The organism is Klebsiella sp. TF21-TM (assembly GCF_019753495.1).
Lineage (GTDB): Bacteria > Pseudomonadota > Gammaproteobacteria > Enterobacterales > Enterobacteriaceae > Klebsiella > Klebsiella quasipneumoniae.
The window spans coordinates 220,686-241,799 of sequence record NZ_JAIJYL010000004.1; the positions used below are offsets into that span (position 1 = coordinate 220,686).

Annotated in this window: 19 protein-coding genes and 1 pseudogene; 17 read left to right on the plus strand and 3 right to left on the minus strand. The window is 64.7% G+C overall.

The window, feature by feature from the left end; translation table 11 throughout:
• Positions 1-44: 44 nt before the first annotated feature.
• Together K5R89_RS05955 and K5R89_RS05960 are read left to right on the plus strand one after the other, a co-directional pair.
• Positions 45-1,367, plus strand: a complete 1,323-nt coding sequence (locus K5R89_RS05955) for an MFS transporter (RefSeq protein ID WP_023290068.1) — start codon at positions 45-47, stop codon at positions 1,365-1,367.
• 15 nt (positions 1,368-1,382) lie between these two features.
• The gene (locus tag K5R89_RS05960; protein WP_032453232.1) at positions 1,383-2,219 is read left to right on the plus strand and encodes a shikimate dehydrogenase; all 837 of its coding nucleotides are present in this window, start codon (positions 1,383-1,385) and stop codon (positions 2,217-2,219) included.
• An 87-nt stretch (positions 2,220-2,306) separates the two neighbouring features.
• Here K5R89_RS05960 and K5R89_RS05965 read toward each other — a convergent pair whose 3' ends face one another.
• A complete protein-coding gene (locus K5R89_RS05965) occupies positions 2,307-3,119 on the minus strand; it encodes a DNA-binding transcriptional regulator (protein WP_217259225.1) in 813 nt (270 codons plus the stop codon).
• 177 nt (positions 3,120-3,296) lie between these two features.
• Between K5R89_RS05965 and K5R89_RS05970 the strand changes: the two genes are divergently transcribed.
• From K5R89_RS05970 to K5R89_RS06005, 8 genes are all read left to right on the plus strand, one after another.
• Positions 3,297-4,961, plus strand: a complete 1,665-nt coding sequence (locus K5R89_RS05970; protein ID WP_072419993.1) for a bifunctional 3-(3-hydroxy-phenyl)propionate/3-hydroxycinnamic acid hydroxylase — start codon at positions 3,297-3,299, stop codon at positions 4,959-4,961.
• Position 4,962: 1 nt separating this feature from the next.
• Positions 4,963-5,907 (plus strand): 2,3-dihydroxyphenylpropionate/2,3-dihydroxicinnamic acid 1,2-dioxygenase, encoded by a 945-nt coding sequence (gene mhpB, locus K5R89_RS05975; protein WP_023290064.1) that lies wholly within the window; start codon positions 4,963-4,965, stop codon positions 5,905-5,907.
• Positions 5,908-5,924: 17 nt separating this feature from the next.
• Entirely contained in the window at positions 5,925-6,791 is an 867-nt protein-coding gene (gene mhpC / locus K5R89_RS05980; protein ID WP_217259226.1) for a 2-hydroxy-6-oxonona-2,4-dienedioate hydrolase, read from the plus strand.
• Positions 6,792-6,800: 9 nt separating this feature from the next.
• A complete protein-coding gene (mhpD, locus tag K5R89_RS05985) occupies positions 6,801-7,607 on the plus strand; it encodes a 2-keto-4-pentenoate hydratase (RefSeq protein WP_217259227.1) in 807 nt (268 codons plus the stop codon).
• On the plus strand, positions 7,600-8,550 hold the full coding sequence (gene mhpF, locus K5R89_RS05990) for an acetaldehyde dehydrogenase (RefSeq protein ID WP_217259228.1): 951 nt from the start codon (positions 7,600-7,602) through the stop codon (positions 8,548-8,550). The genes mhpD and mhpF overlap by 8 nt, the downstream gene beginning before the upstream one ends.
• Complete coding sequence (gene mhpE, locus K5R89_RS05995; protein WP_217220005.1) at positions 8,547-9,563, plus strand: 4-hydroxy-2-oxovalerate aldolase; 1,017 nt, start codon at positions 8,547-8,549, stop codon at positions 9,561-9,563. Before mhpF ends, mhpE begins: the two co-directional genes overlap by 4 nt.
• A gap of 71 nt (positions 9,564-9,634) precedes the next feature.
• Positions 9,635-10,831 (plus strand): 3-(3-hydroxy-phenyl)propionate transporter MhpT, encoded by a 1,197-nt coding sequence (gene mhpT, locus K5R89_RS06000; protein WP_217220003.1) that lies wholly within the window; start codon positions 9,635-9,637, stop codon positions 10,829-10,831.
• A 102-nt stretch (positions 10,832-10,933) separates the two neighbouring features.
• Complete coding sequence (locus K5R89_RS06005) at positions 10,934-11,659, plus strand: polyphenol oxidase family protein (RefSeq protein WP_217259229.1); 726 nt, start codon at positions 10,934-10,936, stop codon at positions 11,657-11,659.
• A gap of 12 nt (positions 11,660-11,671) precedes the next feature.
• On the opposite strand, the gene K5R89_RS06010 is transcribed toward K5R89_RS06005, so the two are convergent.
• Positions 11,672-13,252, minus strand: coding sequence for a rhodanese homology domain-containing protein (locus K5R89_RS06010; protein WP_217259230.1), 1,581 nt, complete (start codon positions 13,250-13,252; stop codon positions 11,672-11,674).
• 5 nt (positions 13,253-13,257) lie between these two features.
• A complete protein-coding gene (locus K5R89_RS06015) occupies positions 13,258-13,860 on the minus strand; it encodes a cysteine dioxygenase (protein WP_032453221.1) in 603 nt (200 codons plus the stop codon).
• Between the two features lie 106 nt (positions 13,861-13,966).
• Here K5R89_RS06015 and K5R89_RS06020 point away from each other — a divergent pair, with 106 nt between their 5' ends.
• The 7 genes and pseudogenes from K5R89_RS06020 to K5R89_RS06050 all read left to right on the plus strand — a co-directional run bounded on the left by K5R89_RS06020 (position 13,967) and on the right by K5R89_RS06050 (position 21,004).
• On the plus strand, positions 13,967-14,854 hold the full coding sequence (locus tag K5R89_RS06020) for a LysR family transcriptional regulator (RefSeq protein ID WP_217259231.1): 888 nt from the start codon (positions 13,967-13,969) through the stop codon (positions 14,852-14,854).
• A gap of 144 nt (positions 14,855-14,998) precedes the next feature.
• Positions 14,999-16,094 (plus strand): annotated as a pseudogene (locus tag K5R89_RS06025) (LLM class flavin-dependent oxidoreductase).
• The gene (locus K5R89_RS06030) at positions 16,081-17,232 is read left to right on the plus strand and encodes an acyl-CoA dehydrogenase family protein (RefSeq protein ID WP_048335944.1); all 1,152 of its coding nucleotides are present in this window, start codon (positions 16,081-16,083) and stop codon (positions 17,230-17,232) included. The pseudogene K5R89_RS06025 and the gene K5R89_RS06030 overlap by 14 nt, the downstream one beginning before the upstream one ends.
• A 5-nt stretch (positions 17,233-17,237) precedes the next feature.
• Entirely contained in the window at positions 17,238-18,212 is a 975-nt protein-coding gene (locus K5R89_RS06035) for an ABC transporter substrate-binding protein (protein ID WP_101867056.1), read from the plus strand.
• Complete coding sequence (locus K5R89_RS06040) at positions 18,209-19,246, plus strand: ABC transporter substrate-binding protein (RefSeq protein WP_023290054.1); 1,038 nt, start codon at positions 18,209-18,211, stop codon at positions 19,244-19,246. Before K5R89_RS06035 ends, K5R89_RS06040 begins: the two co-directional genes overlap by 4 nt.
• Positions 19,227-20,222 (plus strand): ABC transporter permease, encoded by a 996-nt coding sequence (locus tag K5R89_RS06045; protein WP_217259232.1) that lies wholly within the window; start codon positions 19,227-19,229, stop codon positions 20,220-20,222. The genes K5R89_RS06040 and K5R89_RS06045 overlap by 20 nt, the downstream gene beginning before the upstream one ends.
• Positions 20,216-21,004 (plus strand): ABC transporter ATP-binding protein, encoded by a 789-nt coding sequence (locus tag K5R89_RS06050; RefSeq protein WP_064154468.1) that lies wholly within the window; start codon positions 20,216-20,218, stop codon positions 21,002-21,004. Before K5R89_RS06045 ends, K5R89_RS06050 begins: the two co-directional genes overlap by 7 nt.
• The last annotated feature ends 110 nt before the right edge of the window (positions 21,005-21,114 follow it).

Sequence of the window (21,114 nt, forward strand, 5' to 3'; positions counted from 1 at the left end):
AAACACAATAACAACACCCTCTGTACCCGAGACAGGAACCGACTATGAGCTCATATAGCCCTAACCCGACGGCCGCCGCCCAGCCAGCCGTCACCGCGCGCCGCTCCCGGCGGCGCATCGGCATTCTTGCGCTGCTGGCCATCGGCACCATGATCAACTACCTCGATCGCACCGTGCTGGGGATCGCCGCCCCAAAGCTGACCGGTGAGCTGGGGATCGACCCTGCGCTCATGGGGATCCTCTTCTCCGCTTTCGCCTGGACCTACGCTCTGGCGCAGATCCCCGGCGGGCTGTTTCTCGACCGTTTTGGCAACAAAGTGACCTATTTTCTGTCGCTGACCCTGTGGTCGCTGTTTACCCTGTTCCACGGCATGGCGGTGGGGCTGAAGACGCTGCTGCTGTGCCGTTTCGGGCTTGGCGTCAGCGAAGCGCCGTGCTTTCCGGTGAACAGCCGGGTGGTCAGCGCCTGGTTCCCGCAGCAGGAGCGCGCGAAGGCCACGGCGGTGTACACCGTGGGGGAATACCTCGGGCTGGCCTGCTTTGCCCCGCTGCTGTTCTGGATCATGGACGGCTTCGGCTGGCGGGTGCTGTTCGTCAGCGTCGGCGTGGTCGGCATTCTGTTCGCCCTGGTGTGGTGGCGCTGCTATCGCGAACCGCATGAAGACCCTCGTCTCAGCCAGCAGGAGCGCGAGCATATCGAAAACGGCGGCGGCCTGAGCGCCCCAGCCGACCAGCAGGTGGCGTTCAGCTGGCCGCTGGTCCGCCAGCTGCTGAGCAAACGTCAGATCATCGGCGCCAGTATCGGCCAGTTTGCCGGCAATACGGTGCTGGTGTTCTTTCTCACCTGGTTTCCCACCTGGCTGGCCACCGAACGCCATATGCCGTGGCTGAAGGTCGGTTTCTTTTCCATCCTGCCGTTTGTCGCCGCCGCCGGCGGGGTGATGTTTGGCGGCTGGATCTCCGACAAGCTGCTTAAAGCCACCGGGTCGGCCAATCTGGGGCGTAAGCTGCCGATCGTCGCCGGCCTGCTGATGGCCAGCTGCATCATCTCCGCCAACTGGCTGCAGAGCGACCTGGCGGTGATCCTGGTGATGTCGTTTGCCTTTTTTGGCCAGGGGATGGTGGGCCTCGGCTGGACGCTGATCTCCGACATCGCCCCGAAGGGGCTGGGCGGGCTCACCGGCGGCCTGTTCAACTTTTGCGCCAACCTCGCGGGGATCCTCACCCCGCTGGTGATCGGCTTTATCGTCGCCGGGTTCGGCAATTTCTTCTACGCGTTGATCTACATCGGCGGCGCCGCGCTGCTGGGCGTGGCGGCCTATCTGTTTATCCTCGGCGACGTCAAACGTATCGAGTTATCGCAGTAAGCAAAGGAGCAAGGCATGGTGATTAGTGGGAATACGCGGCTGATAGCGCATCTTGGCTATCCGACCGCCAGTTTTAAGGCGCCGATGATCTACAACCCGTGGTTTGTCGACCAGCAGGTGGACGTGAAGGTGGTGCCAATGGGCGTCAGGCCGGAGGACTATGCAGCGTTTATTCCGCCGCTGTTTACGATGACCAATATCATCGGCGCGCTGGTGACGATGCCGCATAAAATCGCCACCTGCGATCTGGTGCAACGCCTGAGCCCGACGGCGGCTATCGCCGGCGCCTGCAACGCCATCCGTCGCGAGGCGGACGGTAGCCTCTCCGGGGACATGTTCGATGGCGACGGCTTTGTGCTGGGCCTGCGCCGTAAGGGATTTCAGCCTGAGGGGACGCGGGCGCTGGTGGTCGGCAGCGGCGGGGTGGGGTCGGCTATCGCCGCCTCCCTTGCGGCTGCAGGGGTCAGCGCCCTGACCCTGTACGATACCCGTCCCGAGGTGGCGCACGCTCTCGCTGGACGGCTGCATCAGCACTATCCACAGCTCGATATCACTCTGATGCAGCACGATCCTGCCGGACACGAGCTGGTGGTCAACGCCACGCCGCTGGGGATGAAGGTCAGCGATCCGCTGCCGCTGGACGTAGACCGTCTGGCGCCAGGCACCTGGGTGGGGGAGGTGGTGATGACCCAGGAGTATACTCCGCTGCTGAGAGCCGCCCAGGCGCGACAGTGCCACATCCAGCGCGGGACCGACATGCTGTTTGAAATGATCCCTGCCTATCTGCGCTTTTTCGACCTGCCGGTAGCCACCCCCGAACAGCTGCGGGCGCTGGCGGAAATTCGCTACTGACGCGACGCCCATCCGGCCGCACCGCGCAGTGTGGCCGGGTTTATCATCACGTTATCTGCAGGCGGTTTCTCACACGCCAGCGGACGTTCAGGGCATTTCGTACCACACTTCTTCATCCTCCATGCGGGCTTCTATCTGGCCCGCCACCCTCTGCAGCGCGGAGAGATGTTTCTGCGCCGCCTGCTCAATGGTCATGGCGCTGGCGATATAGACCAGGTTGAGGCAGCCGATGACCCGCTGCTGGCTGCAGACCGGCACGGCGATAGAGGCGATTTTCCCCTCCTGCCGCCAGCCGCGGAAATTTTCGCCATAGCCGTTCTGGCGGGTGCGGGCGAGGATCGCCGCCAGCCGTTCCGGTTCGCGAGCCAGCTGATACTCCGCTTCCGGACGGGCGGCCAGCATGCTGAGAATGGCGTCGCGCTCCGCGTCGGGGGCAAAGGCCAGCCACGTCAGACCGGAGGCGGTGAGCAGCAGCGGCAGTCGCCGTCCGACCATCGCCCGGTGAAACGACAGCCGACTGAAGCGGTGGGTGGTTTCGCGCACCACCATGGCGTCGACGTCGAGGGTGGTGATATCCGTCGGCCACTGGACCTCGCGCAGCAGTTCCCCGAGCAGCGGCGTGGCGAGGGCAGAAATCCAATGTTCGTCACGAAATCCGTCGCTCAGCTGGCGGACGTTAATGGTCAGACGAAAGCTGTCATCGGAGCGGCTGCGGCGGACAAAACCTTCCTCCTGCAGCGTCTCCAGCAGCCGGCGCACGGTGGTGCGATGCAGGCCGCTAAACTCCGCCAGCAGGCCGGGCGTCGCGCCGCCGTCGAATTTATTTAACAATTTTAATAACAATAAACCCCGGCTTAATCCGCGCACCGTTTTGTACTCAGTGGCCCCATCATCACGCATAAATCCTTCCTTAAAATCCTTTATAAACAGCGATGTGCACCTGGTGCACATTCAGCGATGTTTTGATTGTAGCCGAAAACACCCGCCCTATACTCAGCCCATTATAAAAATACGTTTACACATGATTAACAAATTGCCTGTCAGCCGGGCAGTTTCCGAGTCGTGAGGTCGCTAAGAATGACAACATCTACACCCGATATTCAACCCGCCGTGCAGCATACCGCCCAGGTCGCCATTGCCGGCGCCGGTCCGGTAGGCCTGATGATGGCCAACTACCTTGGCCAGATGGGCATCAGCGTGCTGCTGGTGGAAAAGCTCGACAAACTGATCGATTACCCGCGGGCCATCGGTATTGACGATGAATCGCTGCGGGCGATGCAGGCGGTGGGGCTGGTGGATGACGTGCTGCCGCACACCACGCCGTGGCACGCCATGCGCTTTCTGACCCCGAAGGGCCGCTGCTTTGCCGACATCCAGCCGATGACCGATGAGTTTGGCTGGTCGCGGCGCAATGCCTTTATTCAGCCGCAGGTGGATGCGGTGATGTATCACGGCCTGCAGCGTTTCCCGCAGGTCCGTTGCCTCTTCTCCCGCGAGGTGGAAGCCTTTAGCCAGAGCAGTGACAGTGTCACGTTAAATATCAAAGGACCGGACGGCGAGCGGGAGACAGTGCGCGCTGACTGGCTGGTGGCCTGCGACGGCGGCGCCAGCTTTATTCGCCGCACGCTGAACGTCCCTTTCGAAGGCAAGACCGCGCCGAACCAGTGGATCGTCATCGATATCGCCAACGATCCGCTGGCCACCCCGCACGTCTACCTGTGCTGCGACCCGGTGCGGCCCTACGTTTCCGCCGCGCTGCCCCACGGCGTGCGCCGCTTTGAATTTATGGTGATGCCCGGGGAAACCGAAGCCCAGCTCAGCGAGCCGCACAATATGCGCCGTCTGCTGAGCAAAGTGCTGCCGGACCCGGATCGCGTCGAGCTGATCCGCCAGCGGGTCTACACCCATAACGCGCGCCTTGCCGAGCGCTTTCGCATTGACCGGGTGCTGCTGGCCGGCGACGCCGCGCACATCATGCCGGTCTGGCAGGGCCAGGGATACAACAGCGGCATGCGTGACGCCTTCAACCTGGCGTGGAAGCTGGCGCTGGTGGTCAACGGCAAAGCGGGAGAGGCGCTGCTTGACAGCTACCAGCAGGAGCGTCGCGACCACGCGAAGGCGATGATTGACCTGTCGGTCACCGCCGGTCACGTGCTGGCGCCGCCGAAGCGCTGGCAGGGCGCGGCGCGCGATGGCCTCTCCTGGCTGCTGAACTACCTGCCGCCGGTGAAACGTTACTTCCTCGAAATGCGCTTTAAGCCGATGCCGCAGTATCGCGAAGGGGCGCTGCTGACCGACGGCGCAGGCAAAGCCTCGCCGGTGGGCAAAATGTTTATTCAACCGCAGGTGACGCTGGAGAACGGCGAGAGTCTCCTGCTCGATGAGGTTATCGGAGCGAATTTCGCCATTATCGGCTGGGGCTGCAACCCGCAGTGGGGGCTCGACGCCGGGCAGATCGCCCGCTGGCGCGCGATAGGGGTGCGCTTTATCCAGGTCGTGCCGGAGGTGCAGATCCATCGCGAGCAGGATAACGCCCCGGGCACGCTGCGGGTGGGGGATAAGCAAAACCGTCTGAAGAGCTGGTTTGCGCAACATAACACAGCCATCGCCGTGGTCAGGCCGGACCGCTTTGTCGCCGCTCTCGCTATCCCGCAAACCCTCGGCGCGCAGCTGACCGCCCTGGCGGAAAAAATGACCCTTGCGGCCGGGGATACCGGCCACGCTGAAGAGAAGGTGGCCTGATATGCATGCCTATTTACACTGCCTGTCGCACACCCCGCTGGTGGGATTCGTTGACCCGGAGCAGGCGGTCCTCGATGAGGTGAACGGGGTGATTGCCGACGCCCGGCGGCGGATCGCTGAATTCGATCCCGAGCTGGTGGTGCTCTTCGCCCCCGATCACTACAACGGTTTTTTCTATGACGTGATGCCGCCGTTCTGCCTGGGCGTCGGCGCCACCGCCATCGGCGACTTCGCCAGCGCCGCCGGCGACCTGCCGGTGCCCACCGAGCTGGCGGAAGCCTGCGCCCACGCCGTGATCAACAGCGGTATCGACCTGGCGGTGTCGTACAACATGCAGGTGGACCATGGCTTCGCCCAGCCGCTGGAGTTTTTGCTGGGTGGGCTGGATCGCCTGCCGGTGCTGCCGGTGTTTATTAACGGCGTCGCCGCGCCGCTGCCGGGCTTTCAACGCACCCGGCTGCTGGGCGAGGCGATGGGCCGCTTCCTCAACACCCTCAATAAGCGGGTGCTGATCCTCGGCTCTGGCGGGCTTTCGCACCAGCCGCCGGTGCCGGAGCTGGCGAAGGCGGACGCCCATCTGCGCGACCGCCTGCTCGGCAGCGGCAAACAGCTGCCGCCGGACGAACGCGAGCTGCGCCAGCAGCGGGTGATCAGCGCCGCCCGACGGTTTACCGAAGACCAGCGCTCGCTCCATCCCCTCAACCCGGTCTGGGACAACCGCTTTATGAGCCTGCTGGAGCAGGGGCGGCTGAGCGAACTGGACGCGATCGGCAACGACGAGCTGTCGGCGATGGCCGGCAAATCGACGCACGAAATTAAGACCTGGGTGGCCGCCTTTGCCGCGCTATCCGCTTTTGGCCGCTGGCGCAGCGAAGGCCGCTATTACCGGCCGATCCCCGAGTGGATCGCCGGATTCGGCTCGCTGAGCGCCACCACCGAGATTTGATTAACCGGGAGACTAACATGAGCTATCAACCGCAAACCGAAGACGCCACCAGCCGATTCCTCAACGTCGACGAGGAAGGCCGCACGCTGCGCATCCATATCAATGACTGCGGCGACGGGGAAGAGACCGTGGTGATGCTGCACGGCTCCGGGCCGGGGGCCACCGGCTGGGCCAACTTCAGCCGCAACATTGACCCGCTGGTCGAGGCGGGCTATCGCGTGCTGCTCCTGGACTGTCCGGGGTGGGGGAAGAGCGATTCGATCGTCAACAGCGGTTCGCGTTCGGATCTCAACGCCCGCATTTTGAAAAGCGTGGTCGATCAGCTGGGGATCGATAAAGTCCATCTGCTGGGCAACTCGATGGGCGGTCACAGCGCGGTGGCCTTCACCCTGAGCTGGCCGGAGCGGGTGACGAAGCTGGTGCTGATGGGCGGGGGAACCGGCGGCATGAGCCTGTTCACGCCGATGCCGACGGAAGGCATCAAACTGCTGAACGCCCTGTACCGCGAGCCGACCATTGAAAACCTGAAGAAGATGATGAGCATTTTCGTCTTCGACACCCGTGACCTCACCGACGCGCTGTTCGAGGCGCGGCTGAACAATATGCTGTCGCGCCGCGACCATCTGGACAACTTCGTCAAGAGCCTCGAAGCCAACCCGAAACAATTCCCTGACTTTGGCCCGCGGCTCGGCGAGATCGCTGCGCAAACTCTCATCGTCTGGGGACGCAATGACCGCTTCGTGCCGATGGACGCCGGACTACGCCTGCTCGCCGGGATCGCCGGCTCTGAGCTGCATATTTACCGCGACTGCGGCCACTGGGCGCAGTGGGAACATGCCGACAGTTTTAATCAGTTGGTGCTCAATTTCCTCGCACGGGCTTAAGGAGTGATGATGACTATTTCTCTTGACGCGCTGGCGCAACAGTTGCGCGACGCCGAACGAACCGGCCAGGCGATCGCCCCGCTGCGCGATATCCTCGGCGTCGACAACGCCGACGCCGCCTACGCTATCCAGCGCCTGAACGTGCAGCACCACGTGGCCCATGGCCGACGGGTGGTGGGCCGCAAGGTGGGCCTGACCCATCCCAAAGTGCAGCAGCAGCTGGGGGTCAACCAGCCGGATTTCGGCACCCTGTTTGCCGACATGTGCTACGGCGACAACGCCGATGTGCCGTTTGGCCGCGTGCTGCAGCCCAAGGTGGAGGCCGAGATCGCCCTGGTGCTGAAACATGATCTGCCCCATGCCGATACCACTTTTGATGAGCTGTATAACGCCATCGAATGGGTGCTGCCGGCGCTGGAGGTGGTGGGCAGCCGCATTCGCGACTGGTCAATCGGCTTTGTCGACACCGTCGCCGATAACGCCTCCTGCGGCCTGTACGTCATCGGCGGCCCGGCGCAGCGACCGGCGGGTTTGGATCTGAAAGCGTGCGCCATGCAGATGACCCGCAACCAGGAGCTGGTCTCCAGCGGCCGGGGCAGCGAGTGCCTGGGGCATCCGCTGAACGCCGCGGTGTGGCTGGCGCGCAAGATGGCCAGCCTCGGCGAACCGCTGCGGGCGGGGGATATCGTGCTGACCGGGGCGTTAGGCCCGATGGTGGTGATTAACGAGGGGGACAGCTTTGTCGCCCATATTGAAGGTATTGGCTCAGTCGCGGCACGCTTCGTCGCCGCCGGAGAAGGACATCGTGATGCGTAAACGTAAAGTCGCCATTATCGGCTCCGGGAATATCGGCACCGATTTAATGATTAAAATTCTGCGCCACGGCCAGCAACTGGAGATGGCGGTGATGGTCGGCATTGATCCGCAGTCGGATGGCCTGGCCCGCGCCCGGCGCATGGGCGTCGCGACCACCCACGAAGGGGTGGGCGGCCTGATGCAGATGGCGGAGTTTGCCGATATCGACTTTGTCTTCGACGCCACCAGCGCCGGCGCGCACGTCAAAAACGATGCCGCGCTGCGCGAAGCGAAGCCAGGGATCCGCGTCATCGACCTGACGCCGGCGGCGATTGGCCCCTACTGCGTGCCGGTGGTCAACCTTGAGGCCAATCTCCACCAGGGCAACGTCAATATGGTGACCTGCGGCGGGCAGGCCACCATCCCGATGGTCGCCGCGGTCTCGCGGGTGGCGAAGGTGCATTACGCGGAGATCGTGGCCTCCATCGCCAGTCAATCCGCCGGGCCGGGGACGCGAGCGAATATTGACGAATTCACTGAAACCACCTCGCAGGCGATTGAAAAGGTCGGCGGCGCGGGCAAGGGCAAGGCGATTATCGTGCTGAACCCGGCGGAGCCGCCGCTGATGATGCGCGATACCGTGTATGTGTTGAGCGAGATGGCGTCCCAGGAGGCGATTGCCGCCTCGATCGCCGAGATGGCGGCGGCGGTGCAGGCTTACGTGCCTGGCTACCGGCTGAAGCAGCAGGTGCAGTTTGAGGTTATCCCCGAGGATAATCCGGTCAACCTGCCCGGCGTGGGCCGTTTTTCCGGACTGAAAACCGCGGTTTACCTCGAAGTTGAAGGGGTGGCGCACTATCTGCCGGCGTACGCCGGCAACCTCGATATTATGACCTCGGCGGCGCTGGCGACGGCGGAGAAAATGGCCGGGGCAATGAACAGCGCGGCGGGAGCGACAGCATGAACGGTAAAAAACTCTACATTTCGGATGTGACGCTGCGCGATGGTATGCATGCGATTCGTCACCAGTATTCCCTGGCGCAGGTGCAGCAGATTGCCGGCGCGCTGGATAAGGCGGGGGTGGACTCCATCGAAGTCGCCCACGGCGATGGGCTACAGGGATCGAGCTTCAACTACGGCTTTGGCGCCCACAGCGATATCGCCTGGATTGAAGCGGCGGCGGAGGCGGTCAGCCAGGCGAAAATCGCCACCTTGCTGCTGCCGGGCATCGGCACCCTGCACGACCTGAAAGCCGCATATCAGGCCGGGGCGCGGGTGGTGCGGGTCGCCACCCACTGCAGCGAAGCGGACGTCGCGGCGCAGCATATTGCCTTTGCCCGCGAGCTGGGGATGGACACCGTCGGTTTTCTGATGATGAGCCATATGATCTCCCCGCAGGCGCTGGCGCAGCAAGCGCTGAAGATGGAATCCTATGGGGCGACCTGCATCTACGTGGTGGATTCCGGCGGGGCGATGAACATGAACGACATTCGCGATCGCTTCCGCGCGCTGAAGGCGGTGCTGAAGCCGGAGACCGCCACCGGGATGCATGCCCACCATAACCTGAGCCTCGGGGTGGCTAACTCTATCGCCGCGGTGGAAGAGGGCTGCGACCGGATCGACGCCAGCCTGGCCGGGATGGGGGCGGGGGCGGGCAATGCGCCGCTGGAGGTGTTTATTGCCGCCGCCGACAAGCTCGGCTGGCGGCATGGCACCGACCTCTACGCGCTGATGAATGCCGCCGACGAGCTGGTGCGGCCGCTGCAGGACCGCCCGGTGCGCGTCGACCGCGAAACGCTGGCGCTGGGCTACGCCGGGGTCTACTCCAGCTTCCTGCGCCACAGCGAAGCGGCGGCGGCGCGCTATGGCCTCAGCGCGGTGGATATTCTCGTCGAGCTGGGCAAACGGCGGATGGTCGGCGGCCAGGAGGATATGATCGTCGACGTCGCGCTGGATCTGCTTAACCACCAAAAATAACTACGGGCGGCTGACCATGCATCAGCCGCCCATCACCTGCTCCGTTTGTCCGGCTATCGCAAAGGTACCCTATGACCAAGATAACGACCGCAAACTCATCGCGCCTGGTGGTCACCATCGGGCTCTGTTTTATGGTGGCCCTGATGGAGGGGCTGGATCTGCAGGCGGCGGGGATCGCCGCCGTCGGCATGGCGCAGGCCTTCGCGCTGGATAAAATGCAGATGGGCTGGATCTTCAGCGCCGGGATCCTCGGCCTGCTGCCCGGCGCGCTGGTGGGCGGCATGCTGGCGGACCGCCACGGGCGCAAACGCATCCTGCTGGGCTCGGTGCTGCTGTTTGGCCTGTTCTCGCTGGCCACCGCGGTGGCCTGGAGCTTCCCGACGCTGCTGCTGGCGCGCCTGCTCACCGGCCTCGGGCTGGGGGCGGCATTGCCGAACCTGATTGCCTTAACCTCGGAAGCCGCTGGCCCGCGTTTTCGCGGCCGGGCGGTGAGCCTGATGTACTGCGGGGTGCCCATTGGCGCCGCGCTGGCGGCGGCGCTGGGGTTCTCTGGCCTTGCCGCGGCCTGGCAGACCATCTTCTGGATTGGCGGCGTGGTTCCGCTGCTGCTGATCCCGCTGCTGATGCGCTGGCTGCCGGAATCGCAGGCGTTTCAACGCGTGGAGACCAGCGTGCCGCTGCGCACTCTGTTTGCCCCGGGGCATGCCGCCCCCACGCTGCTGCTGTGGCTGGGCTATTTCTTCACTCTGCTGGTGGTCTATATGCTGATCAACTGGCTGCCGATGCTGCTGGTAGGCCAGGGATTCAGCGCCAGCCAGGCGGCGGGGGTGATGTTCTCTCTGCAGATCGGCGCCGCCTGCGGCACCCTGCTGCTGGGGGCGCTGATGGATAAGCTTACTCCGCTGCGCATGTCGCTGCTGATATACAGTGGCATTCTGGCATCGCTGCTGGCGCTGGGCAGCGCGTCGTCGCTGAGCGGGATGCTGCTGGCGGGGTTTGTCGCCGGGCTGTTCGCCACCGGCGGCCAGAGCGTGCTCTACGCGCTGGCGCCGCTCTTCTATCCCGCGGCGATCCGCGCCACCGGGGTCGGCACCGCCGTGGCGGTAGGACGGCTCGGGGCGATGAGCGGTCCGCTGCTGGCCGGCAAGATGCTGGCCCTCGGCACCGGCACCGTCGGGGTGATGGCGGCCTCAGCGCCGGGCATTGTGCTGGCCGGCGTGGCGGTGTTCTGGCTGATGCATCGCCAGCAGCGCGCGGCCATTGTCTGAAGCCTGTCCGGCGGTCCGGCGAAAAAATGCCGGGCCGCCGCCTTGCCTCTGCGCGTGCCCTGGCCTAAGGTAAGACATCATTCTCTGTCGCTTATCGTCTCTATGGCTTACCGCTCCCGCTTGCTCGACGCTATCCCTGGCATCCGCCACGCGTTTCTCGATGTCCACGAAACCGCCGCCTTTCCCTATGCCGAAATGGCGCCGGTGAAGCTGGTCCATGGCAATGAGGTTCATCATTATCAGCAGCCGCTGCCGACGCGCCCGCATGCCGACGCGGTGTTTACCGCCGTCGCCGGGCAAAAGGTGGGGGTGGTAACCGCCGACTGCCTGCCGATACTGATCGCCTCGCGCGACGGTCGCTTCATCTGCAGCGTGCATGCCGGCTGGCAGGGGCTGGCCAGCGGCATTGTCGACAACAGTCTGGCGACTTTTCGCCAGCAGGGGGCGGCGCTGGCCGATCTGGTCATCGCCGTGGGGCCGCATATTCACCCTTGCTGTTACGAAGTCTCCGCCGGATTTTATCAGCAACTGCTGGACCAGCCCGGCGGTGACCGGGTGGCCCGGCACCGCCAGCGGCTGTTCCATTCCCGTTCTGGCCCGGTCAGCGATCCGCTCAAAGCCGAGGCGCGCGGCAGCGATAATCTGTGGTTTGATCTGCGCGCTTTCGCTGAGGCGATCTTCGCAGAGGCGGGGGTGGCGTCAACGAGCGTTGAATGGCTGGGGAGCTGCACCTATTGCACGCCGCAGTCGCTGGGCTCCTACCGGCGCCGGACCCATTTTCCGGCGCCGAAGAGCTTTCAGTACTCGTGGATCATGCGTGAGGCCTGAGTCGCGCTGGCGTTAGATCACCCGAAAACCGTGGGTACCGTCGCGGGCCAGCTGATCCACCAGGCCGTACTCCCACTCCAGATAGGCCTGCATGGCCTCTGCGGAATTATCGGTCCCTTCATAGGGTCGGCGATAGCGATCCCGGCGCTCGACAGCGAGGCCGGCGTCGCCATGGGCTAGCGGCAGACCAGCGGCGATCCACGCCAGCGTCCCGCCGCGCAATACCTGTACCGGCTTACCGGTTAAGGCCGCCACCTCGGGCACCGCGTAGCGGGCCAGCAGGCTGCTGCCGCAGGTCACCACGTAACGTTGAGCGGGAGGGATCGCTTCCAGGGCCTGGCGCAGCTGCGAGCGCGTCAGCCACCACGCGCCGGGGATATGGCGGGCGACAAAGTTGGCGCTGGTGGTGAAATCGAGCACCACCGTACCGGGGTCGTCCAGCTGTTGCGCCAGCTGCGCCGGGCTTATCTCCTCCGCCTGCGGGGCGGGGGGCACTTCGGCGGCTGGTACCCCGCGCTCGCTCAGCTGGCTGGCCGACAGGGCGTTCAGCCGCGCCGTCTCCCAGCCCATCTGCGCCAGCCACGAGCCGGTTATCGCCGCCCGGACGCCATCGTCATCCAGCAGCACGATTCGCGCCCCTCGTACGCTGGCGAAGTGATCGGTCTCCTGCACCAGCTGGCCGCCTGGCGCGCTCAGGCAGCCAGGATAGTGGCCCGCCGCGTACTCCTCAGGGCTGCGCACATCAAACAGGAAGGTGGTGCGGTCGCTCTGCTGCAGCCAGCGTTGCAGGGTCGCCTCATCAATGACCGCCACCCCGGCCCGTTCGGCGAGATGCGCCACCTCGGCGGCCCGGGCGCCAGAGGCGCGGGCGGAGGGATCGTATTGCCGCTGCTGCTGGTGCGCCAGCGTCTGGCCGGCCAGCGTCCAGCCGATAGTGCCATTGCGCAGGGCATGGACCGGGTTCGGCACGCCGGCGTTGATCAGCGACTGGGTGCCGATGATGCTGCGGGTGCGTCCGGCGCAGTTGACGATCACCGGCGTTTGCGGGGAGGGCGTCAGGCTCTCCACCCGCAGGGCCAGCTCGCCGCCGGGCACGCTGATGCTGCCGGGGATGCTCATGGTCTGGTACTCGTCGAAGCGCCGGGCGTCGACGATCACCACCTCCTGTCGGCTGTCGATGAGCGCCTGAACCTCCCGGGCGCTGAGCGACGGCGTGTGACGCACGCTTTCCACCAGCTCGCCAAAGGCTTTACTGGCGGAGTTGACGTCCTGAAACAGCTCGCCGCCGCTGCGGCGCCAGCCGGCGAGACCCTCGGCCAGCAGGGCCACATCCTGATAGCCCCAGGTCCGCAGTCGTTCGACGGCGATCTCCGCCAGCCCTTCGCCATTGTCGTAGACGGTGATCGGGGTGGTGAAGCGCGGTATCCGCCGGCGCACCTCCAGCTCCAGTTTGCTGAGCGGCAGATTGACGGCAAACAGCGGATGAGCGGTGGCGAAATCGGCCTCTTCACGGACGTCGATGAGCGCCAGTTCACGACTGTCGAGCAGCGCCTGGCGGATCCCGGCGGCCTGTCGGTAAGCGTAAGTGGACATAATGGTTATCCTTGGTGTTCGCGGGAGGGATCCCAGATGTTGGGCACATGGCGGTTGGCGTAGCCGGAGATAAACGGTTTTTGCTGGCCTTCCGGGGTATACACCGCGCGCTTCACCGCGCCGATGTTGCCGCCGTAAACATGAATGCTGATGGAGACGCGGTCCGCCAGCGCATTGCTGACGCGATGAATATCGCCATCGTCAACGGAGACTTTCTCCACCTGACCTGCCTGCAGGAGCGTGGCGGCGCCCAGCGGCCGCGGTATGCCGTCTGCATCCAACTGGTAGCGTTGATTCTCCTCCGCGCCGCGCAGCATACCAATGGCCCCCCATACCCGGTGGTCATGGATCGGCGTCGCCTGTCCCGGCCCCCAGACGAAGCTGACGATCGAGAAGCGCTCCCCGGAGTCGGCATGCAGCAGATACTGCTGGTAATGGTGCGGGTGCGGCAGGGTGTACTCTTCCGGCAGCCAGTCGTCGTGACGTACCAGCGCCGCCAGCCGTTGGGCCACGGCGTCAAGCAGCGGCGCGGTCTGGTGGTGTTCACGGTGCAGGCGATCAACCTCATGAATAAAATGGCGTAATTTTTCCAGTCGTGGTCCAGTCATGTGCGGTTCCTGTCAGAGGGACTGGTCAAAACGCTAACAGAGACGTTAATATTATTTAAATGCAATTTACGCATATATTAATATGCAAATTACACATAAGGATCCTATGCGCATCGACGATATTGACGCTCTGCTGGCCACGGTGCAGTTTTCTTCCCTCAATCAGGCGGCGGACTATCTGGGGATCACCCAGTCGGCTATCACCCGGCGCCTGCAGCGTCTGGAGCAGGAGCTGAACGTCACGCTGTTGGCGCGTCAGACCCGCCCGCTGACCCTGACCGCCGCCGGTCAGCGGGTGTACGAGCAGTGCCTGAGCATTAAGCGCGAGACGAAAAAGCTCTACAGCCTGTTGGATCCGGAAGGCGAGCCGCGCGGCGCGCTGCGTCTCGGCGTACCGCAGAGTATCAGCGAGATCGCGCTGCCGGCGGCGCTGGCGGCGCTGAGCCAGCAGTTTCCCGCACTGTCCCCGCAGGTCGCCTGCGGCTGGAGCGGAGAGCTGCAGCGCCGGTTGGAAAACGGCGAACTGGACGGCATGCTGGCGATGGGCCCCGCCCAGCAGACCTTCGCCGAGGGCTACAGCGGGCGGCTGCTGTGTCCCCTGGAGGTGGTGCCGATTGCCGCCCGGCGTCTGAATCTGCGGGCGTCGTCGCTGCGGGAGTGCGTCGAACAGGGCTGGATCCTTAACCCCGACGGCTGTGGACTACGCGCCGGGCTCATCCGCGAGCTGCAAAGCCAGGGTCTGCGCCTGAAGCTTAACGTTGAGAGCGCGGGCGCCCAGCTGCAGATGGCGCTGGTGGCGCAGGGACTGGGGCTGGTGCCGCGGGCGGCGCTGGCGGCCAGCCCGTGGCGTGACGAGCTCGAGGTCGTCAACCTCAGCGACTTTCAGCCTGCGGTGTCGCTGTGGCTGATCCACGCCCGGTATCTGGCAAACTTGCAGTCGCCGCTGACCTTTTTCGCCAGCAAAGTGGTGCAGCAGCTGAGAGTATCCGACTGAAAGCACTATGTATTTTTGTTTAATGCCAGTCTTGCATATTAAGATATGATAAAAATGCATTTTGTTCATTAACACACCCTGTATAGGGTAATGACCAGCGCCGCCGTCGCGGCCACTCCATTACCCTGACGCAAGGAGTTGTTCATGAGCATTCAGTTTCTCGGCATGATTGGCCATCGCCTCTCTTCCGAAACGATTGCCCCGGTGGGGCCGATCTTTGACCGCGACTATATCGTTCGCTTTGCGCAAACCCATGAAGCCGCCGGGTTCGATCGCCTGCTGGTGGGTCACTGGTCCGATCAACCCGACGGCTTTCTGGTGACCGCCCTGGCCGGACTGTCGACGCAGAAAATTCAGTACCTGCTGGCCCATCGCCCCGGTTTTGTATCACCGACCCTTGCCGCGCGCAAATTCGCCACCCTTGAGCATCTGCTGGGGGGCCGGCTGGCGGTGCATATCATCAGCGGCGGCAATGACGCCGAGCAGCGCCGGGACGGCGATTACCTCGATCACGACCAGCGCTATGCCCGCACCGACGCCTTCCTTGACGTCGTACGCCAGGTGTGGACCAGTGAGCAGCCGGTAGATATTCACAACGATTTTTATCAGGCCGAACAGGCCTGGTCAGCCATTCGTCCGCTGCAAAAGCCGCATCTTCCCATCTACTTCGGCGGTTCGTCGGAAGCGGCCATCGCTGTCGCCGGCAAACACGCTGACGTCTTCGCCCTGTGGGGCGAGTCGCTGGCGCAAACCGGCGAGACCATCCAGCGCGTGCGCGCCGAAGCGGCGAAACACCAGCGTGATATTGGCTTCAGCGTCTCGTTCCGGCCGATTATCGCCGACAGCGAAGCCGAGGCCTGGGAGAAAGCCGAGCATATCCTGCACGTCGCCACCGAGCAGGCGGCGCAGCGCGGGGGCGGGTTCAAGGCCAAACCGGACAGCATCGGCGCCCAGCGGCTGCGGGCCACCGCCGCGCAGGGCAGAGTGGTGGACAAACGCCTGTGGACCGGCATCGCCCAGCTGGTGGGCGGCGGGCATAACTCCACCGCGCTGGTAGGCACCCCGGAGCAGGTGGCCGATGCGCTGCTCGACTACTACGACCTCGGGGTGCGCAACTTCCTGATCCGCGGATTCGACCCGCTGAACGATGCGGCAGACTACGGCCGGGCGCTGCTGCCGATCGCTCGTGAAAAAGCCGCGCGGCGTGCGGTGGCGGAGCGCGCATCGTGATCCATCCTGAGCGCGACGACTGGGCGCAGCAGCTGACGGCGGTACGCCAACAGATGGCGGAGCAGGCGGCCAGTCTTGACGCCAGCGGCGACTTTCCCTGGCGCAATATCGACCTTCTGCGCGCGGGGGGCTGGTTAAGCCTCGCCGTGCCGCGTGCTTACGGCGGCGCGGGCGCCAGCCTGGCCCAGCTGCAGCAGGCCATCGCCGCCATCGCCTGGGGTGAGCCGGCGACGGCGCTGATCGTCTGCATGCAGTATCTGCACCATTTGCGGCTGGCGGAAAACGACGCCTGGCACGCGCCGCTGCGCCAGCAGGTTTTTCATGATGCCGTCGAACACGGCGGCCTGATCAACAGTCTGCGCGTTGAGCCGGATCTGGGCTCCCCGGCGCGCGGCGGCCTGCCGGACACCGTGGCGAGCCGCCGCGCGGACGGCTGGGACATCAACGGCCATAAAATCTATACCACCGGCATTGAAGGGCTGCGCTGGCTGGCGGTTTGGGCGAGAAGCGATGAGAACCCGCCGCGGGTGGGCACCTGGCTGGTGCCTGGCGACAGCCCGGGGATTAGCGTGGTGAAAAGCTGGGATCACGCCGGGATGCGGGCTACCGGCAGCCATGAGGTGATTTTTCGCCACGTGCGGGTGGCGGCAGAGCATGCGGTGGATGTCTGGCCGGTCGATGCGCCACCCGCCGCTCAGGCGGAACCGTTGCGCCTGTTCGCCAACCGACAGACGGCATTGCTGGCGGCGATCTATGACAGCATCGCCCGCGCCGCTCACGACTGGCTGGTGAGGTGGCTGGCGGGGCGGGTGCCCGCGGGTCTCGGCCATCCGCTTTCCCGCCTGCCGCGGGTGCAGGAGAAGGTCGGGCAGATCGCCGAACTGCTGTTGGTTAACCGCAGCCTGCTGGAGCAGGCCGCTGCGCTGCGCTTTTCCGCCATTGAGGCCAACCTGGCGAAAGTCACTATCACCGACAACGCCATTCAGGCGGTGAATATCGCGCTCGAGCTGACCGGCAATCATGGCCTCAGCCGACAAAACCCGCTGGAACGCCACTACCGCAATGTGCTCTGCGGCCGGGTGCATACCCCGCAGAGCGACAGCGCCTGGCTGGCAGCCGGCCACTTCGTCTTTCAATCACAAGGATAATCACGATGCGTCTATCATTCTCAGGCCGGGTGGCGGCAGCGCTGATGCTGCTGGCGCTGGGCGGTTACGCGACGGCGCAGGAGCGGCTTACCCTGCGCATCGCCGATCAAAAAGGCGGCATGCGTTCGCAGCTGGAGGCGGCCAACGCCCTGCAAAACCTCCCCTACGACATTAAGTGGGCCGAATTTCCGGCCGCCGCGCCGCTGGCGGAAGCCCTTAACGCTGGCGCGGTGGACGCGGGGATCATCGGCGATGCGCCGCTGCTCTTCGCCCTGGCTAACGGCGCGCCGGTAAAAGCGATCGCCGTGGACAAAAGCAACCCGGCGGGGACCGCGGTGCTGGTTTCTCCCGGCAGCGCGATAAAAACCGCCGCCGGGTTAAAAGGCAAGCGCATTGCCACCGGCAAAGGGTCGATTGGCCATTTCGTGGCGCTGAAAGCCCTCGAGCAGGCGGGGATTTCACCGAAGGAGGTGCAGTGGGTGTTCCTCGGTCCGGTGGACGCCAAAGTGGCGCTGCTTAACGGTTCGGTGGATGCCTGGGCGACCTGGGAGCCCTACACCACCCAGATGGTGAAGACCAACGAGGGGCAGATCCTGGTGAGCGGCAAAGGGCTGCTGCCGGGGAATACCTTCCTTGCGGCAACGGATTCAGCGCTTAACGACCCGAAAAAGCGCGCCGCGCTGCAGGATTATCTCCAGCGCCTGGCCGGCGCCGAACGCTGGGCCTACGCCAATCTCGACAGCTACGGCAAAACGCTGGGGGAGATCATCCGCTTCCCGGCGGAGATCGCCCGCGCGCAGTTTGCCAACCGCCAGTCGCAGTGGCAGTCGCTGGCGGAGGAAACGGTGACCCAGCAGCAGGCGACGGCGGACTTTTATCTCGCCAACGGCCTGATCCGCACCCGGCTGGACGTGAAGCCGACCTTTGACTCCAGCTTTAGCGTGCCCGCCGGGCCGGCCCACGCGGAGGTAACGCCATGACCCCGTCCGCTTTTTCCCGTCGACGTTTTTTACAGCTCAGCGGTGGCCTGGCGCTGGCCGGGGTTTCCCTGCCGCTGTGGGCTCACGATATGGCGGAGATGGCCAGCGGCGATGCTCATCCGGCGCTGCGCCTGCCGCAGCCGTACAAGATCAAGCTGGCGATCAACAAAAGCGCGGTTTGCCTCGCGCCGGTCGCCGTCGCCGAGCAGCAGAAGATTTTCAGTAAATATAACCTCGACGTTGAGTTTGTTAACTTCGGCAACTCCACCGATGTGCTGCTGGAGGCGATCGCCACCGGCAAGGCCGACGCCGGGGTGGGGATGGCGCTGCGCTGGCTGAAGGCGCTGGAGCAGGGCTTTGACGTCAAGCTCACCGCCGGGACCCATGGCGGCTGTCTGAACCTGCTGACGGCCAAAGCGTCGCCGTTCAACGGCCTTGAGAGCCTGAAAGGGCAAACCATCGGCGTCACCGACATGGCCGGACCGGATAAAAACTTCTTCGCCATCCTGCTTAAGCGCCACGGTATCGATCCGATAAGCGACGTGCAGTGGAAAGTCTACCCGGCGGATCTGCTCAGCGTGGCGCTGGATAAGCGCGAGATCGCCGCCATCAGCGGCAGCGAGCCGTTCAGCTATCGGCTGCTGGAGACCGGCAAGTATCAGCTGATCGCCAGCAATATGACCGGGGACTATGCCAATCTGAGCTGCTGCGTGCTGGGGGTGAGCGGGAGCCTGGCGCGGGATCATAAACCGGCCGCCGCGGCGCTCACCCAGGCAATCCTTGAAGCGCACAGCTATGCCGCCGAACACCCGGAAAGCGTGGCGCAATCTTTCCTCGCCCATGCGCTCAACACCAGTGAAGCGGAGGTAAGCGGCATTCTGCACGGACAGGGGCACGGCCACCACGCGGTGGGTGAGGCGTTCGTGAAAGAGCTGACGCAGTATGCGGTCGACCTGCAGCGGGTGCAGGTGATCAAACCGGGCACCGATCCCCATCAGTTTGCGGAGAGTATCTATGCCAACGTATTCGCCTGAGCAGGCGCTGGCGCGCCCAACCGGCCGCGCGCCGCTGTGGGGAGAAGGGCTGCTGGCCGCCGCGCTGTGGCTGATGGGCGGCCTGTTCACCCTGGCCTGGCCCGATGCCGGGCGGCGCTGGCCGTTTAGCGAGGGCTGGGCGCTGGCGCAGTTCGCCTTCGGCGGCGGCTTGCTGCTGCTGGCGCTGAGCTATCGCTACTGGCGAGCGCGCGGCGCGCGCGTGCTGCATGCCGGCAAGTGGCTGGCGCTGCTGCCGGTGCTGTTCGCTGCCTGGGAAGGGCTGACCGCCAAGAGCGGCGTGCTGCCGGTGCCGTTTTTCGCGCCGCCGCAGGCGCTGATCGAGGTGCTGCACGACGACTGGCCGCGTCTGCTCGACAGCCTGCTGCACTCCCTGTGGCTGCTGGGGCTTGGGGTGCTGCTCGGCACCAGCAGCGGGTTCGTCACCGGTCTGGCCATTGGCTGGTCGCAACGGATAGGCTACTGGGTCCATCCGGTGTTACGCCTGCTGGGGCCGGTGCCGTCCACCGCGCTGCTGCCGCTGTGCCTGTTTATCTTTCCGTCAAGCTTCGGCGCCAGTGTGTTTTTGATTGCGCTGAGCACCTGGTTCCCGGTCACGGTGCTGACCTGGTCCGGGGTTATCGGCATTGACAAGGCGTGGTACGACGTGGCGCGGACGCTCGGCGCCAGCCAGCGTTTCCTGATCCTGCGGGTAGCGATCCCCGCCGCGCTGCCGAACGTCTTTGTCGGCCTGTTTATGGGGCTTGGCGCGTCGTTTTCGGTGCTGATTGTGGCTGAAATGGTCGGGGTGAAGTCGGGGATCGGCTTCTACCTCCAGTGGGCCCAGGGCTGGGCGGCCTATCCCAATATGTACGCCGCGCTGCTGGTGATGGCCTTGCTGTGCTCCGGCCTGATCAGCGGATTATTTATGCTGCGCGATAAGCTGCTGAGCTGGCAGCGGGGAGGGATGCAATGGTAACCGCGACGTCAGGTTCGCAGACGATAGCGCGCGGCGCGGCGGTATCGATAAGCCATCTTCATCACGCGTTTACGCTCGGCAAACAGGCGGTGCCGGTGCTGGAGAATATCAGCCTGCAGCTGCGGCCAGGGGAAAGCGTGGCGCTGCTGGGCCCTTCCGGCTGCGGTAAATCCACCCTGCTGCGGCTGCTGGCCGGGCTGGAAGCCCCGCAGAGCGGACAGATGCACTTCGACGGCGCGCCGCTCGGCGCTCCGGGGCCGGAGCGCATACTGGTGTTTCAGGACCCGACGCTCTATCCCTGGCTGACGGTGCGGCAGAACGTGCTGCTGGGCCCGCAGGCGCAGGGCAAAAGGGGGCTGGAAGCAAAGGCCGACGCGCTGATTGACCGCATCGGGCTGCAGGCCTTCAGCGAAGCGTGGCCGCGGCAGCTGTCAGGGGGGATGGCGCAGCGCGCCGCGCTGGCGCGCGCGCTGTTGAACGAGCCGCGCCTGCTGCTGCTCGACGAGCCGCTGGGCAAGCTTGACTCGCTGACCCGCATCAGCATGCAGCGGGAGCTGATCGCCCTCTGGCAGCAGCAGGGGTATACCAGCCTGCTGGTGACTCACGATATCGAAGAGGCGCTGCTGCTGTGCGAGCGGGTGCTGGTGATGTCGCCGCGTCCGGGGCGGATTATCGCCGAGTTCGCGCTGCCGCTGGCCTTTCCCCGCCACCGCGATAACCCGCAGCTGCTGCAGCATCGTCAGGATATATTGCGCATCCTCGGCCAGGAGGAGGACTGGTAGGGTAAACGCACTCCCCGGTGGCGGCTGCGCCTTACCGGGCCTGGGAACTCGAGAGGAAGGGGAAAGACTGCAGGCCGGTGCAAGCGCAGCGTCGCCCGGCCATGGACATC